The organism is Parabacteroides sp. Marseille-P3160 (assembly GCF_900162725.1).
Lineage (GTDB): Bacteria > Bacteroidota > Bacteroidia > Bacteroidales > Tannerellaceae > Marseille-P3160.
The window spans coordinates 2,325,148-2,340,001 of the sequence record NZ_LT799418.1 but is presented as its reverse complement, the minus strand read 5'-3'; the positions used below and the strand labels follow the sequence as shown (position 1 = coordinate 2,340,001).

The window sequence follows — 14,854 nt, the reverse complement described above, 5'->3', positions numbered from 1 at the left end:
AATGAATTAATTGCCTGCGGTGGCTCACCGCTTACTTACCAAGCAGACGACCGCCAACGTTCCCGGCTACTGATCCCGCAACACCTCCGGCAATTCCACCTGCTTTACTTGCTGTTTTGTTTACCGCACCTCCATATGCACCCGCTCCGCCTGATTGGATAATCCATCCGGCTACGGTCGGTATCGTGAAATACCCGATAATTCCTATAATCAGGAACACGATATACACACCATTAGAGCCGTCGGGGATATAGTTCGGATCTTGCAAGAGGGCTATATCCTGTTCAAGCATCAAAACCTGTATGCGTGCCAGGACAGAAGAAAAAATGTCGGAAATAGGAAGCCATAGATAGACACTTATATAGCGTGTAAGCCACTGGGTGAGCGTTGCCTGAAAACCGTCATAAATGGAAAAGGCAAACGCAATAGGTCCCAGTATGGCCAACACGACAAGAAAAAATGTTCGTATCGTATCTATGACCAATGCGGAAGCATTAAACAGCAGTTCAAAGAAATCCCTGATTACCTGTCGGAACCATGCCTTAATATCATACCAAAGCCTTTCTCCCCACATACAAATTATTTCGGGCGTATCGGTGATGCCGAGGTCTTTCATTTTCTTGTCGTACACTTCATCATCGACAAGCCATGCTTTACCCTCACGCACACGGGCTTCGTATTCCAGATTGTCTTTTTGTTGCTGATAGGCTTTCATATCCATAGTCTGGGATTCCAGAATACTATGAGTTCCTTTAACAATGGGGCTCATAACCGCATTGATAGTTCCTAAAACCAGTGTTGGAAAGAACATAATGCACAGCCCAATGGCGAATGGACGAAGCAACGGAAACACGTCGATAGGCTCCGCACGGCTTAATGCCTGCCATACCCTGTATGCCACATAGAATAAGGCACCCAGTCCTGCCAACCCCTTTGCAACTCCAATCATGTTGCTGCAAAGAGGTATCATGTCTTGGTACAGATTCGCAAGAATCTGATGTAGGTTATCAAAATTCATAACTGATTACATTTATTTGATTACCAATACCTGTCGGCAGGACTGCCATAAAGAGATAATACCCTGTCCGTATCGCCTTTTTCTTTGGCGCGGATGAAAGACACGGAAATACTTTTCTGCGTATAATACTTAGTCAGGTTACGATAGTCCAACATCTTATTATGAATATCGTCTATCGCATCCATCCGTTCTTTGTCCGACAAGGAAAGCCCGTTACTTCCGGTAACAATATTTCTCAAATCCGTTACCAATGCACCCCCTTCCTCCAGTAGTCTGGCATAGCCCGTTGAAATTGCCGCCAGTTCATTCGGGGTAAAGTTCGGATCACCTAACATTTTATTAAATCCGGTCACATAGATGTCGGTAATTTCGCTGACCATTGCAATGGTTTTCTGCACCTTACGTGCATCTTTTATCAGATTGTGGACAGATTTCAGGGCATCGTAATACTCTTTTCCCTGCTGATAAATTTTTACACTTTCCTGTACATTTTTTATCATATTCGTGGCAGTTGTTGTTCCTTGAATCGCAGTGCGTACGTTCTGTACCAGATTGGTCGGATCGACAACCGTCCATTGCGCTTTTGCTTGAAAAGAGAACATAGAAAGTGCCACTATCAGGCACATAAATATTCGTTTCATACTTTTTGCTTTTTAAATGATTATTGATTGTGTGTACTTTAGTCGTACACCCTTTTGTATTCGCCTTCGGTGGTGAGCAGAAGCATATCCCGCTCATCATCGTAGGCAATGCGTATCATGCCGTAGAAATAGAAAAAGGTAATCCCCCAGCTTTGGCACAAAGGGACGGTAAACGCCGTATCTTGTTTGTAAATAAACTGCAACCGGAACCGACTACCATCATAGAATATTTTAAGTCCGGGGGAACCACAGAGGCTAACCCATGTCCCGCACATTTCTCCCATCGGGAAACGGGTATGAACCTGCGGTGCCAAAAGTGGCTTACTGTTTTTCCTTTTCATGGCATCTATCCTCCGTACTCCTGCCGCTTGCTTTCTGCAATCTGTTTAATCGCCAGTTCCATATTTCCGTCCAGTTTTTCTGCAAGCTGCATCACTTCCATTTTCTCCGATTCTTCGGTTGTGTACGTGTAATATTCTTCCAGACTAACTTCTGTGGCATAAACAGCCGATTGTACACCACCCAGACCGAACCAGACTTCTTTGTACTTACGACTGGGCACATTGGACATATTGATAGAGAGTACCTGCGATTTTTCCTTTTCGGTCAATCCGAGCAACGCCTGAATACTGTCAAATTTGTTCATGTATTTACGTTGGTCGAGCAAAATTTTACAGTCACTATTGTTGATAATTGACTCCTTTACGATAGGCGAAGCGATAATATCGTCCACCTCTTGGGTTACCACAATCGCCTCGCCGAAGAACTTTCTCACAGTCTTAAAAAGGTACTTAATATACTCTGCCATACCCTCTTTAGCGATTGCCTTCCATGCCTCTTCAATTAATATCATCTTACGGATACCCTGTAACCGGCGCATTTTGTTTATGAAAACTTCCATAATGATAATCGTAACCACCGGAAACAGAATTTTGTGGTCTTTTATGGCATCTATTTCAAAGGCAATGAAACGTTTAGATAATAAATCCAGTTGCTTATCAGAGTTCAATAGGAAGTCATATTCACCTCCACGATAATACGGCTCCAGTACGTTCAGGAAGTTCGCAATATCGAAGTCCTTTTCACGCACTTTCTTTTCTTCCAGTATCTTTTTATAGTCATCCCGGACAAATTCATAGAACGTGTTGAAAGATGGTTCCAGTTTTCGGTTGCCTTTCAGCTTTTCTATATACTGACTGACAGCATTGGACAGGGCAACTTCCTCCGCCCGTGTCGGCGGCTCGTTATCCCTTTTCCACAGGGTAAGGATCAGCGTTTTTATACTCTCACGCTTTTCAATATCGAAGACATTATCGTCCGTATAAAAAGGATTAAACGCAATCGGGTTCTGTTCGGTATAGGTAAAATATACCCCGTCCTGACCTCCTGTACGGCGATTAATCAGGTTACATAATCCCTGATAGGAATTACCCGTGTCCACTAACACGATGTGCGTACCCTGTTCGTAGTATTGGCGCACCATGTGATTGGTAAAAAAAGACTTTCCGCTTCCCGATGGCCCAAGAATGAATTTATTCCTATTCGTAATAATTCCTTTTTTCATGGGCAGGTCAGAAATATCTACATGGAGCGGTTTACCCGAAACCCTGTCCGCCATTTTGATACCGAACGGACTGGGTGAACTACGGTAGTTTGTTTCTTCCGTGAAAAAACACAAGGCAGGTTCGATGAACGTATAAAACGCTTCTTCAGCAGGAAAATCCCCTTCATTGCCGGGCATTCCTGCCCAGTATAAGGTAGCGGCATCCACCGTATTGTGGCGTGGCTTACACTCCATTAGAGCCAACTGGCTACCTACATCATTGCGGATATGTTTCAATTCTTCCACATCATCACTCCACGCTATCACGTTGAAATGCGCCCTGATTGAAGTCAGCCCGAAGCTATGCGCTTCGTTCAAATACTGGTCGATCCACTCCTTATTTATTTGGTTTCCACGACTGTACTTTGATAGCGACTGCATATTACGGGCACTCTTTTCAAACTTTCGCAGGTTTTCCGCACTGTCCTCAATAAATAAATACTGGTTATAGATATGGTCACATGAGAGAAGCAATCCTACCGGAGAAGCGAACGACAAACGGCAATCGCTTCTATCGGTTGATAATTTTTCATACCGCATATCCGTACCGATACGTCCGGGCAGGTCTTCCGCATCCGAAAGCGTATGCAGACAAATATGTTTACTTCCTATCCGAAGCCCGTCCGCTCCCAGCTCCATATCTTGCAAGCAGGTGGTATCATCCAACGACAAGGCGAAATACTTTTCGATAAGCCCTGCCTTTTCATCCGTTCCTGTAATTTCATCCGATGTGATACGGGTAAGCGCAATAAACCCGCTATCATTCATTATCCGTTCAAACTGCCCGACAGCTTCCAAGAACTTCACACTCGTATCCTTATTGACTTCTTTGGGAATAATGTTTCCACGGCAAAGCGATGAGAAATTGCTCTGCATCCGCATCCGCTCTTTAGTCGTTTTAGTCAGGAACAGGAAACACGAGTGATTCAGGAACGGTCTTTCGTTGAAATGTTTTTCAAAGCTGCGGGATAAGAAACTCATATCGTCCTTATCCGTAGCAGGTTTATACGTTTCACGCACAAACCAATCCTGCTTATGCACCACACAGTATTCAGGAAGGACTTTTACCGCTTTCGCCCAGGATGAATGTATTGCTTCATACTCCGCATTGGTTACGGTAAACAGTTCCGGCAGTTCCACATAATAGGCTACTGTAATATCTGCATCTTTAGAAATAATGCAATCGTGTTCGACAGCCAGCAGGGGGAACTTGTTTTCAATGGTAGATGCTTTCATTATATTACGCATATCCTACCTCCTTTCTTTTCCGTTTGAACAGGCGGTGCGGAGTTTTCCTGTTTATCAGATAGCGGGGATGCTGTTTTACAGCCATAACTTTCATTAAGCCATGCTCCCCGTACTTTTCATTCAGGTTAAAGGTCATCCATACCAATACCGATGCAGCGATTACACCGAAGCCGATGCACACCCATTGATCCACCCCTGCCATATACATAATGACAAAGACAATGAATACGGAAAGCAAGCCTGCGGCAAATATGAAAAGGTATTGTGATTTTAAACCTTTGAACTCCACGCTTTTGCCTATTCCTTTGTTAATATTGAACTCCATAACTCTTTTTCTGTATGAAGTTGATTAAAGGAAGAAGGAGCGTAGGATGGTAGCGGCAACGATAAGAAATATACATGCACCGAACCACGAAGCGGCGGTTTTCGACGTATCGGGATCACCGGAACTGAATTTTCCGTACACTTTTACGCCACCAATCAAGCCGACAACGGCTCCGATAGCGTATATCAACTTCGTGCCGGGGTCAAAATAACTTGTCACCATATTGGTGGCTTCCGTGATACCTCCAATCCCGTTGCCTTGAGCGAATGCACTTGAAACAGCAGCCAAGATAAAGGCTGCCGACATAAGAAATTTTTTCTTTGTCATAATGAGAAATTGTTAAAATGGTATCGGGGTGGATAATCCCGATACCGGGTTGATAAATCTTGTTACTACTGAATTTTTTAGTGGGGGCTATCTTCGTTAGCCGTAATCTCGTTCTTTCATCTTTCTTTGTTTTACATTATTATTAATACTCGCATTAAGCGAAATCTCTGATATTAAAACTGTCTGGAGCCTTCTTTCCGCTTCCGGTAGTTCCGGCTTCCTTATCTTTCCGCTCATAGAAAGCCGAAAGGCTTTCAGCCATAAGGTCGGTAACGATTCGCTTCGCATCGGGTTTACCCGAAATCACCTGTTCAAACATATCGGTCTGCCGCATCTCCAGTAAAGTATCGCCCGCCTTTTGCTTTTGCTCCGGCGTTGCTTCATTCGTCCGGTTCACCGTGCGAACCGCATTTCCCAGATCATCGAACTGAACGCCTGATGCAAGTATGGCTTGTGCCGTGCCTTCCACTTCTTCCGTTTCTTCTTCCTCATCCTCCGGCTCATCTTCGTTTACTTCCGTCACTTCATATTCGAGCGGATAATCTATATCCATCGGCTCGTTATCTTCATCCGGTGGAGTATCGGAAAACGCTTCGTCCAATTCCTCCTGCGGCACCTCTGCCGATGGCTTTACCTCGTTAGCCGAAGCAAATATATTGGGATTTTCTGCCTGATTATCAGATTTTAGCGAGGTGGCAGTGAGTGGCTCCGATTTGGCAGCGAGTGGCGTTGATGCGCTTAAATCAAATCTGCTTTTTCCGACAATATTTTCCTTCAAACGACCCGTTTCCTGAATGGAACTACCCTGACCGACGATGTTCTTTTTTCGCCTTTTCCCTGCTCTTGCCCATAGGAAGTAGATTCCGACAAAAAGGGCATACAACACAATTACAGTTATAAATATCTTTTCCATCCTTACTTTTTGGGGTTTAGGTAATCATCATTGTTATTTTTCTTATACTGTTCTGAAATCTCATCCTGAAAAGTTTCAAAATGATGCTTCAATACATTATCTATATAGCTGAATATGGTAACTTCATTTTTACCTATAACCCCTACAATCTTTGAAATCCGGTTATGGTATTCCTTACGGATACTGACTAATTTTCCTTTTCTTGTGGGGATACCGACATTAACAAGAAACTGTTTTTTATAGCCGGGTATCACAGGCGGTTCGGGTATCGTTTCTTCACCCGGAACGACTATCATTTCTATTTCGGGAGCCGCTTTTTCTTCGTAGTCTTTCTGCATACGTTTCTTATAGCGCATAACTTTTGGCAGAATAATTATCGCCAGTATCACCAAACCGCAGAGGACAATTCCTATCATTGCCTTATCTCCGCTATCTATTAAAAATGGACTTGTTATCATAATTTGATTGTTTTATTGTTAGAAAATTCCTTCGTTATTTTTATTGTACAATTCCGTTATCTCATCCTGATAAGCGGCAAAATGTTGGGACAGTACATTATCTATATAGCTGAATAAAGACACCTGATTTTTACCGATGACCTGAACGATCTTCATAATCTTTTCGTGGTGGTCTTTGCGTATGTAAACAGATTTTCCGGTGCGTGCCGTGATACCTACCTCCTGAATAAACAGGCTTTCATAATCAGGTGATTTACTGCGTTTCCGTTTAGTTTCCTCACGAGGAGATTCTTCCTGAACAACTTCCGTTTTTTCAGGTTCTCCGCTTTCTGCATCCTGTTCCTGTTTCTTTTCGTGTTCAGGAACCAATGCTTTGGGTATGGAACTCGGATTATTCCGCCGTTCCTTATTCTTGAATGAGGATATGACAAAACTGGCATCAATCTCATTCAGGTTTACTTCTTCTTTCTTTTTTGCCATAACCTGTTATTTTAAAGTTTCCAACATTTCATCTATCAGGGCATCGAGGTTGCTGCCCCTTACCAATGCTCTATCCGCAGGGAACAATGTAGAGCGGAACAGGGCTTTATGGTTTACCGACTGCTCCCGGCGGAACCGCTTACTATCGGGCAGGAATGTTTTGAAAAGCGGGAACCCCAGTTTATCAATCACATCCTCATACACTTCGTAGAGTTCGGTTTTCTCCCGTCCATCTACGAGATTCCAAAGTAGGTACAGCCCCTTGATTTTGGCTTTGCCGGGCGTAATCAGGGCATCATTGACCGTAATCACATATTGCAGGGTGCTTTCCAGTACCAATCTGTCAGCACTGATCGGAGCAATAATGTAATCCATGAGAGAAAGTGTATGTACAACCGCCGGATTGTTGATGGTTCCGGGCAGGTCGAAGAACACAAAGTCGGGTTTCAATACTTCAATTACATCCTGTGCATCTTCCATTGCGTTTTCAGGGCTACTTTCGATAACTTCATAAGCCTTTTTCCCTAAAGAAGAAAACTGCTCGTAAGCCATGAGCTTGTAATGGTCATCATCCATCGACATTTGCAAATCACGCTCACGCATTTCCGCAATCGAGTGTTGCGGAAAGTCACAATCAATCACGGCTATGTTGTAGCCACGCACATAGTGCAGGTAGGAAGCTACCAACACCGTAAGAGTTGTTTTTCCGGCTCCCCCCTTTTGGGTGCTGAAAGCCACGTTCAAAGTTTTCTTTTCCATTGTCTGAAATTTTAAATTATTACACATCGTTTGTATCTCTGTCCGGCTGAACAACCGTCTGGCTGTTCAGCCATACGTTTGACCGTTGAGCCGTTTGGCTGTTTGTCCGTTTAGCCAGTCATTTATTTAGTCAGCTATTTGTTTAGCTATTCATCCGGCTATATCTCCATATAGCCGATTGTATGTTTTTATATCCGTACAGCTATCCGGCTGTCTGTTCATACAGTCATTTTCTCTGCAAATAAAAACCTATTTATTAGCAGAATCATCACTTTTTTACGAGGTGGCAGTGAGTGGCGTCGATTTGGCAGCGAGTGGCGTCGATGCTTGTAATACAGTGCGTTACTTTAGCCTGTAACTTTGCTGCATGAAATGTCGTGAGATATCCGACCGTCATTTTCGCTCGTTACCTCGCATTCATATTTGTCCCTGTTCAGGACAGATTTTATTTGCGACATGGCAAATAGCAAGCTGTATTTTTTGCTGCACGGAAACCGTTTTGCTGCAAAAAATGCTTGCCCCTCCGGGGGGCGCAACCTCCGAAGTCGGTTGCTTAGATTGAATCATTCGGGCGATGATTGTAAAGACGGCAAGGGTGCCTAACGACGGATTGTACCACTAAAAAATCCGACGTATGAATGAAAATGCAAAGAATCTCCCCAAAAGGGGAAAAGGGGGTAGAAACCCCAAGACTGATCCGGCGAATTACCGTTATTCGGTAAACTTCACCGCAGTAGAACATGCCCGGTTCCTCACCATGTTTGAGCAATCAGGGCTGCAATCGAAGGCTCGTTTTATCGCTGCCCGTGTATTCGGGGATGAGTTTCGTGTGGTAAAAATCGACCGTTCCGCTATGGAATATGTTACCAAACTCACTTCTTTTTATGCACAATTCCGCTCCGTTGGAACGAATTACAACCAAGTTGTAAAGGAATTGCACAGCAATTTTTCAGAGAAAAAAGCACTCGCTTTGCTCTATAAATTGGAAAAGGCTACCGTAGAATTAGCAGAAACAGGTAAGAAAATTCTGGAATTATCGGAAGAATTTAAGGAACAATGGTCGCAAAAATAAATATCGGTAGCAACCTGTATGGTTCGTTGGCATACAATCAGGAGAAAGTGGACGAGGGTTTGGGGAAGATTCTGGGAAGTAATCTTGTGTTTGAACCTACTGACGGACAATTCAATGTTTCGGAATGTATGAACGATTTTATGCAGTTTGTCCCGGCTCACTTCCGTACCGAAAAACCAGTTTTCCATGTATCAATAAACCCGCATCCTGATGACCGCCTGACAGACGACCAACTGGCGGACATCGGACGGGAATACATGGAGAAATTGGGATATGGCAATCAGCCTTACCTTATTTTTAAGCATGAGGACATCGGGCGGGAGCATATACATATTGTTTCGCTCCGGGTGGATAGTGAGGGAAAGAAAATCGACGGTTACAAAGAGCACGAGCGCAGCAAAGCCATAACTGAAGATTTGGAACGCAAATATAACCTGCATCCGGCGGAGGGACAAAAACGTTCCGAAGGGTGGGAACTTATACCTGTCGATGCTTCAAAGGGCGATTTTAAAAAACAGATTGCATCCGTTATCAAACCGTTGGCTTCGATGTACCACTTTCAGAGTATGGGAGAATATAAAGCTGTCCTTTCCATCTATAATATAAATGTAGAGGAACTGAAAGGCGAGGCAAAAGGTAAACCGTATCGGGGATTGCTTTATTCCGCATTGGATAGTGAGGGCAACAAAGTCGGCAATCCGTTAAAATCTTCCATATTCGGGAAGTCGGTCGGCTATGACGGGCTTGAAAAGCGTATGGAGAAATCTGCCGAACGTATTAAAATTAAAAACCTGAAAGCACATACGCTGAAAGCGGTATCGGAAGCCAAGCAGGGCAGCCAAAGTGAGAGCGAGTTCCGAGCGAAGCTAAGGCAGCAGGATATTGATGTTCTGTTCAGACGAAATGATGACGGACGGATATATGGTGCTACATTTATAGACCATACTACACGTACTATCCTGAACGGTTCACGACTGGGTAAGGAATATTCCGCTAATGTTTTCAATGACCTGTATGGCGGAAAACATGAACAGGTACAAGAGCCAGTCAAAGACACCCGTCTTTCTGATGTTTACAATAATATTCAGCCAGGCACACACCATGATAACAGTTACACTTCGGATAGTGTAACCGGTGGGCTTTTCTCAATCCTTAATCCGGAACCGGAGAACCATCCTAAAGAAGAAATGCCATTACCACGCCGAAAGAAAAAGAAGAAACGCAGGTATGGGAGGCAGATGTAAAGTAAGTATAACAATATGATTTTAAAATGATTGATAAAAGTTCTCATTGCGATATATTTCTTATATTTGCGAACGTACAGTTTTATAAAACTCATTCAATGGAAAGATGTAAATATCATTATTATAAATTATTACATGAAAAACCATGGAATAATATTTTTTTTAATTGGAAAGTGTTTCTCTGTTTGATGCTGCTTTTTATTATAGGTTTCTTCATTTTTAACACAGATTCTTTATCTCTTAACTTCCCTACAGTTGAAAGCCAAATCAAAATTCTAAATTCTGTTCTTGTAATAATTGGGCTGTTTGTTAGTATAGTTTTTTCTTTTTTAATTTTATCTTTTAATGTATCTCATCGTTATTATGGAAGATACGCTATTTCTAATTTTCTCAAGAATAGAAAAGCAAAAGCATCTATAACATTTTTGATATCATCTATAATATTACTCATATACTCATTGTATTATTTGGGAGAGGCAACAAATGCTGACGGATATACTAATTTTTTATTCATATCTTCGATAGTTCTTTCAATTGTAAGTTTTTTCTTTATTTTTCCTGCATTTAATGACGTATTAGAAAACTCCCACAGTAGAAGTAAAATAGATTCAATTTTTGGTTTGATAAATGAAGATAGAATACTTGATGAAATCTATGCTGAAGAAGAAAATAATATTTCTTCTTATTATCATAAAGACCCAATTAATATCATATATGAAATTGGGATAACAAGTATTAAGGATTATGACTACACAAGTTTAGAGATTATTACATCTAAAATTCCTTTATTTTTTAAGCAAAATATCCAGAATAAAGAAGAAAATAAATTTAGTTTGGATTATAGGCGATTGTATTTTAAACTTACTACTTTGTTGTCAGATATTTATGACTGTGCGATTAAAGAGAAAAATGAAAAATATTCATTTTCAATTATTAGGTCGTTGTTTAGTCTTGAGTATTTGATACTTGAAAACATTCATAAAGAAGATTTTTCTCAATTTTTAAATTTTAGCAAGTATAACTATCTTGACTTTAGTATTAATCTGGAAAAACTATTTAACAAAGCGATTAAACACGATGAAGAAGGGGTCTGTGAATATATTATTGACTTATATAATTCTTTCTCAAAGAAGTCAATATTAGATATTGCTCCTAAAAATATTTCTTACTCAAAGACTCTTCATTATTCCTTGACTGAAAAATATGACATAGTTATTGAGCCATTGCGACAAATGAAAAAGTATTCCGAAATGCTTTTAGCCAACCGAAAAGCACATTTATTGAAAGAAGTTTTCAATGTTATATATGTTTTAGAATGTGCGGTAATGGAATTGCAAACTTCAAATGGAATAAAATGTATGTTATATAATATTATTCTTAACTACAAAAAAGATATATTTATTAATTATATTTCGAAAGATGAAGTTGCATCAATAAAGTATTTGTATTTTCCTTTCAAGCAAACAGTTCACATATATAAAAATACAAAGTGTAAAATCCCATTTTTAGGACTTTTGGATATTTTAGATGAATTATTTAATAAAAATAAACTAAACAATCTTGTATTGAATGAAGTGAAAGCAGAAATGTTGCACATAATTAGAGATAAAATATTTTCTGATGACTTAATGAGAAGGGCTATTGAGAAATTTGTATCAATAGGTTCTAAAGTTACCAAAAATGATCCTGATAATAAGAAAGATACATATATGAATCTTCAAGAAAACCTTTGTATTGTTCTGGAATCAGCTATCGAAGAAAAAGTTGATGGAAAATGGATTAATATACTTAAGCAATCTATTGATGGATTTAAGTTGTATAAAAAATTTGAAATCGACTTATCGAAGAAAGGCTATATCAGAGACCGTAGGATTATATAAAGCCATTGACTGCCAAATTACCGCTACGATGAATTCCCGATTCTGATAATCAGAGATACTCTAAAGTAGAAATGCCCTAGCCACATCACAAGAAAAAGAAGAAACGTAGGTATGTGGTATGTAGGCAGATGTGTGTATTATATCAAATCAATCAGTTATGTTCAAACAATTCTTAATGCCGTTAATTGAAGTTTCAGTTTTTTCATTGTCAATAGCTAAGAATGGTTCATTTGTTAAAAAGTTAGGTTGTTTACAGATAAATCCATGAATAATTTTTTGGAGTAATTCTCTTAAAGTAGGTGTTTTAATGTCAGTCAGTTTCTCATGTAGTTCAAACGGAGATTCTAATATATAAGAATTTAGTACTTGATTAACTACTAAGGATTGATTTGGATGAAAATAAGTATCAATATTTGAATCCAAAGAAATTTTAATATCAATCTCGAACTTATTTTTAGACTGTTTGAAGAAGAACAAAATTTCAGTTATTAATGATAACATTTCAGGCAGTAAGTTGATTAAAATTTTGTCGTTAGTATAAACCACCCTTTCAGTTATTAATGATGAATTCTCTATTAACAACGCTTCTCCATGGAAAAAATTCGAAATCCCGCTACCAGATATATTATTGCAATAAAATATTTCTTTGCTTGAGCTTATTGTGCGAAATACCTGATTTAGAGTTGGCAAGAATTGACTTTTTAGAACTGTTGAGGGAAGGAATGTGTTTAATGAAGTATGTATCTCAGGAACAGTGATGTTCTTGTTTTTATTTGACACAATGGATTGCCAACGGTAATAATATGGCATATTACTTTTGCTTGCTCCTTCTGCAATATTAACAAGTACTCTTTTATCGCTGACTTCTTCATTAATCAATTTAATTGTAGCTTGCAGTTCAGAACTAACAAACTCATAAATTGCTTTTATTCGTCTCGGCTCTATTTGCTCAATATCTCTGAGTAAATCACTGAAATCAAGAATATTAGTTTCCGGGGAAAATGTAAAATAAGGTTCAGTTGAAGTTTTCAAGGTGTAAGATCCTTGTTTAGATGTGAGTACAAATATATTTATAGTTTTAAATGTTTCATAATGCTTGTATTTAAGGCAAGTAGTTAAAGTGTCATCTACTTTTTCTGATTTTTTTGTGGATGTTATTTGAAATGCAACTCCTTCTCCTATATCTCCTATGTCAATTCCGGGAAAATTTGATTTGCCTTTATTTAAGTTCTCTAACTCATATCCATAAGTCAAATTAAGAATTGTCCTAATAAAATTCTCAGAATGTTTATTTATATTCAATAATCCTAAAGTGGAACACGTATGAACCTCTGTTCGAAAAGCATTAAGCATTTCTACTATTTTCTCAAAATAAGTCCCTGTCTGTAACATTTGGTATAAATTTAAAAGTCAGCACAAAGATACTTTTTTCATTTCGCATCACATAAATAAACACAGAACTATTTGATTATTAAGTTACATGCTGTCGACAAAAATAATGTAGGAACCTCAGGTGCTGTAAAAAGTATTTTTTTTTGTTTAACGCAAAGATATCTCTGTTAAACACAGGAAAATTTTTGTTTACCGTTTGATATTATGGACATAAAAAAAGCGAAGTCAATTTAACTTCGCTTTTACTGCATTTTTTAATTTTCAAGCCGTAGGATCAATAAAACCATCATCATCGTTACCAGAATCATTATTCCCATTATTATTACCTGTCACTGTATAATCCGTATCCGGTTTCAAATAGCGGGTAATACTTGTATTATTCATAGCATCTTTGAGTGCCGTTCCCGGAGTGAAAATGATACGACGGCGGTAAATTGCATTTGCGTTGGCATCTTCTTCTTTATCCGAAGCCTTTGCACGAATAGCTGGGCGGAAAGTTCCGAACTCTCCCAGCTTTACACTTTTGCCGTCATCAAGGTTATTAACCAACGCATCTACCAGTCCGGCTATTACTAACTGTACAGTACCCCGGTGCGCTCCGCATATCTGCCCGACCTGCGTACATAATTTGCTGAATGATATTTGTCCGGTAACAACCTGTTTTGGTACGAACTTCTCTGTTTTGGTTTGGTCAAACCCGAATACCTGTTTGGCTACTACATACTTTAATCCCATGTGATTTAATTTTTAAAGGGTTATACTATAATTAATTCATAGTATAGATAAATCAGATAAAAAAAGATGAATAACGCCACTCACTGCCAAATCGAAGCCACAAACTACCACATGGCATAAAATCAATTATTTACAAGAACAACCTCTCTAATTTCGCTTCTCAAACATTTAATTTTTTAAGATTATGCAACAAGAAGATGATTTAAGAGGACTTGCTAAGGTCATGGAATTTATGCGGGCAATAAGCATAATATTCGTAGTGATAAACATTTATTGGTTCTGCTATTACGGTTTGCGGGAATGGGGAATTAATATTTCGGTAGTTGATAAGATACTACTGAACTTTGATCGGACTGCCGGACTATTCGGCAATATTCTTTATACCAAATTATTTGCCGTAGTTTTCCTTGCTCTTTCCTGTCTGGGAACTAAGGGAGTTAAAGAGGAAAAAATCACATGGCCGAAAATCTATGTTTTTCTGACAATTGGTTTTATCCTGTTCTTTATGAACTGGTGGATACTCGACCTGCCATTACCCACTTCGGCAACAACAGGTTTTTATATCCTGACAATGTCAGCAGGTTATCTGTTCCTATTGGTTGGTGGATTATGGATGAGCCGATTGCTGAAGAACAATCTTATGGACGACGTTTTCAATATGGAAAACGAATCGTTTATGCAGGAAACACGGCTATTGCAGAGTGAATATTCCGTAAATCTGCCTACAAAGTTTTGGTATAAGAAAAAAGAATGGCGGGG

Annotated in this window: 16 protein-coding genes; 4 read left to right on the top strand and 12 right to left on the bottom strand. The window is 39.6% G+C overall.

Annotated elements, in window-relative coordinates; translation table 11 throughout:
* Window positions 1-31: 31 nt before the first annotated feature.
* The 10 genes from traJ to BQ8014_RS09250 form a co-directional block, all read right to left on the bottom strand.
* A complete protein-coding gene (gene traJ / locus BQ8014_RS09295; protein WP_006844360.1) occupies window positions 32-1,018 on the bottom strand; it encodes a conjugative transposon protein TraJ in 987 nt (328 codons plus the stop codon).
* 20 nt (window positions 1,019-1,038) lie between these two features.
* Window positions 1,039-1,659, bottom strand: a complete 621-nt coding sequence (locus BQ8014_RS09290) for a DUF4141 domain-containing protein (RefSeq protein ID WP_006844361.1) — start codon at window positions 1,657-1,659, stop codon at window positions 1,039-1,041.
* A gap of 38 nt (window positions 1,660-1,697) precedes the next feature.
* Window positions 1,698-2,000 carry a DUF3876 domain-containing protein gene (locus BQ8014_RS09285; protein WP_080904109.1) on the bottom strand — a complete coding sequence of 101 codons (303 nt, stop codon included), beginning with the start codon at window positions 1,998-2,000 and terminating at the stop codon, window positions 1,698-1,700.
* 5 nt (window positions 2,001-2,005) lie between these two features.
* On the bottom strand, window positions 2,006-4,510 hold the full coding sequence (locus tag BQ8014_RS09280) for a TraG family conjugative transposon ATPase (protein WP_018075064.1): 2,505 nt from the start codon (window positions 4,508-4,510) through the stop codon (window positions 2,006-2,008).
* Window positions 4,503-4,835, bottom strand: a complete 333-nt coding sequence (locus BQ8014_RS09275) for a DUF4133 domain-containing protein (protein ID WP_006844364.1) — start codon at window positions 4,833-4,835, stop codon at window positions 4,503-4,505. The genes BQ8014_RS09280 and BQ8014_RS09275 overlap by 8 nt, the downstream gene beginning before the upstream one ends.
* A gap of 24 nt (window positions 4,836-4,859) precedes the next feature.
* Window positions 4,860-5,162, bottom strand: a complete 303-nt coding sequence (locus BQ8014_RS09270) for a DUF4134 domain-containing protein (RefSeq protein WP_018075063.1) — start codon at window positions 5,160-5,162, stop codon at window positions 4,860-4,862.
* Window positions 5,163-5,316: 154 nt separating this feature from the next.
* The gene (locus BQ8014_RS09265) at window positions 5,317-6,075 is read right to left on the bottom strand and encodes a hypothetical protein (RefSeq protein ID WP_006844366.1); all 759 of its coding nucleotides are present in this window, start codon (window positions 6,073-6,075) and stop codon (window positions 5,317-5,319) included.
* Window positions 6,076-6,077: 2 nt separating this feature from the next.
* Entirely contained in the window at window positions 6,078-6,533 is a 456-nt protein-coding gene (locus tag BQ8014_RS09260) for a DUF3408 domain-containing protein (RefSeq protein WP_006844367.1), read from the bottom strand.
* Between the two features lie 18 nt (window positions 6,534-6,551).
* Entirely contained in the window at window positions 6,552-7,013 is a 462-nt protein-coding gene (locus BQ8014_RS09255) for a DUF3408 domain-containing protein (protein ID WP_006844368.1), read from the bottom strand.
* 6 nt (window positions 7,014-7,019) lie between these two features.
* The gene (locus BQ8014_RS09250) at window positions 7,020-7,772 is read right to left on the bottom strand and encodes a ParA family protein (protein WP_006844369.1); all 753 of its coding nucleotides are present in this window, start codon (window positions 7,770-7,772) and stop codon (window positions 7,020-7,022) included.
* Between the two features lie 634 nt (window positions 7,773-8,406).
* On the opposite strand from BQ8014_RS09250, the gene mobA reads away from it, so the two are divergent.
* The 3 genes from mobA to BQ8014_RS09235 all read left to right on the top strand — a co-directional run bounded on the left by mobA (window position 8,407) and on the right by BQ8014_RS09235 (window position 11,968).
* Window positions 8,407-8,844 (top strand): conjugal transfer protein MobA, encoded by a 438-nt coding sequence (mobA, locus tag BQ8014_RS09245; RefSeq protein ID WP_006844370.1) that lies wholly within the window; start codon window positions 8,407-8,409, stop codon window positions 8,842-8,844.
* Complete coding sequence (gene mobB, locus BQ8014_RS09240; protein ID WP_006844371.1) at window positions 8,829-10,088, top strand: conjugal transfer protein MobB; 1,260 nt, start codon at window positions 8,829-8,831, stop codon at window positions 10,086-10,088. Before mobA ends, mobB begins: the two co-directional genes overlap by 16 nt.
* Before the next feature lie 98 nt (window positions 10,089-10,186).
* On the top strand, window positions 10,187-11,968 hold the full coding sequence (locus BQ8014_RS09235) for an MFS transporter (protein WP_006844372.1): 1,782 nt from the start codon (window positions 10,187-10,189) through the stop codon (window positions 11,966-11,968).
* A gap of 147 nt (window positions 11,969-12,115) precedes the next feature.
* Here the strand turns inward: BQ8014_RS09235 and BQ8014_RS09230 are convergent, their stop codons facing one another.
* The gene (locus tag BQ8014_RS09230; RefSeq protein ID WP_006844373.1) at window positions 12,116-13,360 is read right to left on the bottom strand and encodes an SMEK domain-containing protein; all 1,245 of its coding nucleotides are present in this window, start codon (window positions 13,358-13,360) and stop codon (window positions 12,116-12,118) included.
* Between the two features lie 261 nt (window positions 13,361-13,621).
* The gene (locus BQ8014_RS09225) at window positions 13,622-14,095 is read right to left on the bottom strand and encodes an HU family DNA-binding protein (RefSeq protein ID WP_006844374.1); all 474 of its coding nucleotides are present in this window, start codon (window positions 14,093-14,095) and stop codon (window positions 13,622-13,624) included.
* 184 nt (window positions 14,096-14,279) lie between these two features.
* Between BQ8014_RS09225 and BQ8014_RS09220 the strand changes: the two genes are divergently transcribed.
* Window positions 14,280-14,854 (top strand): YWFCY domain-containing protein (locus tag BQ8014_RS09220; protein ID WP_200814382.1); only part of this gene is annotated, 575 nt, incomplete at its 3' end.

Excerpts from the sequence above, each read along its gene's own strand:
- traJ (WP_006844360.1), bottom strand. The coding sequence starts at position 1,018 with ATGAATTTTGATAACCTACATCAGATTCTTGCGAATCTGTACCAAGAC.
- BQ8014_RS09290 (WP_006844361.1), bottom strand. The coding sequence starts at position 1,659 with ATGAAACGAATATTTATGTGCCTGATAGTGGCACTTTCTATGTTCTCT.
- BQ8014_RS09285 (WP_080904109.1), bottom strand. The coding sequence starts at position 2,000 with ATGAAAAGGAAAAACAGTAAGCCACTTTTGGCACCGCAGGTTCATACC.
- BQ8014_RS09280 (WP_018075064.1), bottom strand. The coding sequence starts at position 4,510 with ATGCGTAATATAATGAAAGCATCTACCATTGAAAACAAGTTCCCCCTG.
- BQ8014_RS09275 (WP_006844364.1), bottom strand. The coding sequence starts at position 4,835 with ATGGAGTTCAATATTAACAAAGGAATAGGCAAAAGCGTGGAGTTCAAA.
- BQ8014_RS09270 (WP_018075063.1), bottom strand. The coding sequence starts at position 5,162 with ATGACAAAGAAAAAATTTCTTATGTCGGCAGCCTTTATCTTGGCTGCT.
- BQ8014_RS09265 (WP_006844366.1), bottom strand. The coding sequence starts at position 6,075 with ATGGAAAAGATATTTATAACTGTAATTGTGTTGTATGCCCTTTTTGTC.
- BQ8014_RS09260 (WP_006844367.1), bottom strand. The coding sequence starts at position 6,533 with ATGATAACAAGTCCATTTTTAATAGATAGCGGAGATAAGGCAATGATA.
- BQ8014_RS09255 (WP_006844368.1), bottom strand. The coding sequence starts at position 7,013 with ATGGCAAAAAAGAAAGAAGAAGTAAACCTGAATGAGATTGATGCCAGT.
- BQ8014_RS09250 (WP_006844369.1), bottom strand. The coding sequence starts at position 7,772 with ATGGAAAAGAAAACTTTGAACGTGGCTTTCAGCACCCAAAAGGGGGGA.
- mobA (WP_006844370.1), top strand. The coding sequence starts at position 8,407 with ATGAATGAAAATGCAAAGAATCTCCCCAAAAGGGGAAAAGGGGGTAGA.
- mobB (WP_006844371.1), top strand. The coding sequence starts at position 8,829 with ATGGTCGCAAAAATAAATATCGGTAGCAACCTGTATGGTTCGTTGGCA.
- BQ8014_RS09235 (WP_006844372.1), top strand. The coding sequence starts at position 10,187 with ATGGAAAGATGTAAATATCATTATTATAAATTATTACATGAAAAACCA.
- BQ8014_RS09230 (WP_006844373.1), bottom strand. The coding sequence starts at position 13,360 with ATGTTACAGACAGGGACTTATTTTGAGAAAATAGTAGAAATGCTTAAT.
- BQ8014_RS09225 (WP_006844374.1), bottom strand. The coding sequence starts at position 14,095 with ATGGGATTAAAGTATGTAGTAGCCAAACAGGTATTCGGGTTTGACCAA.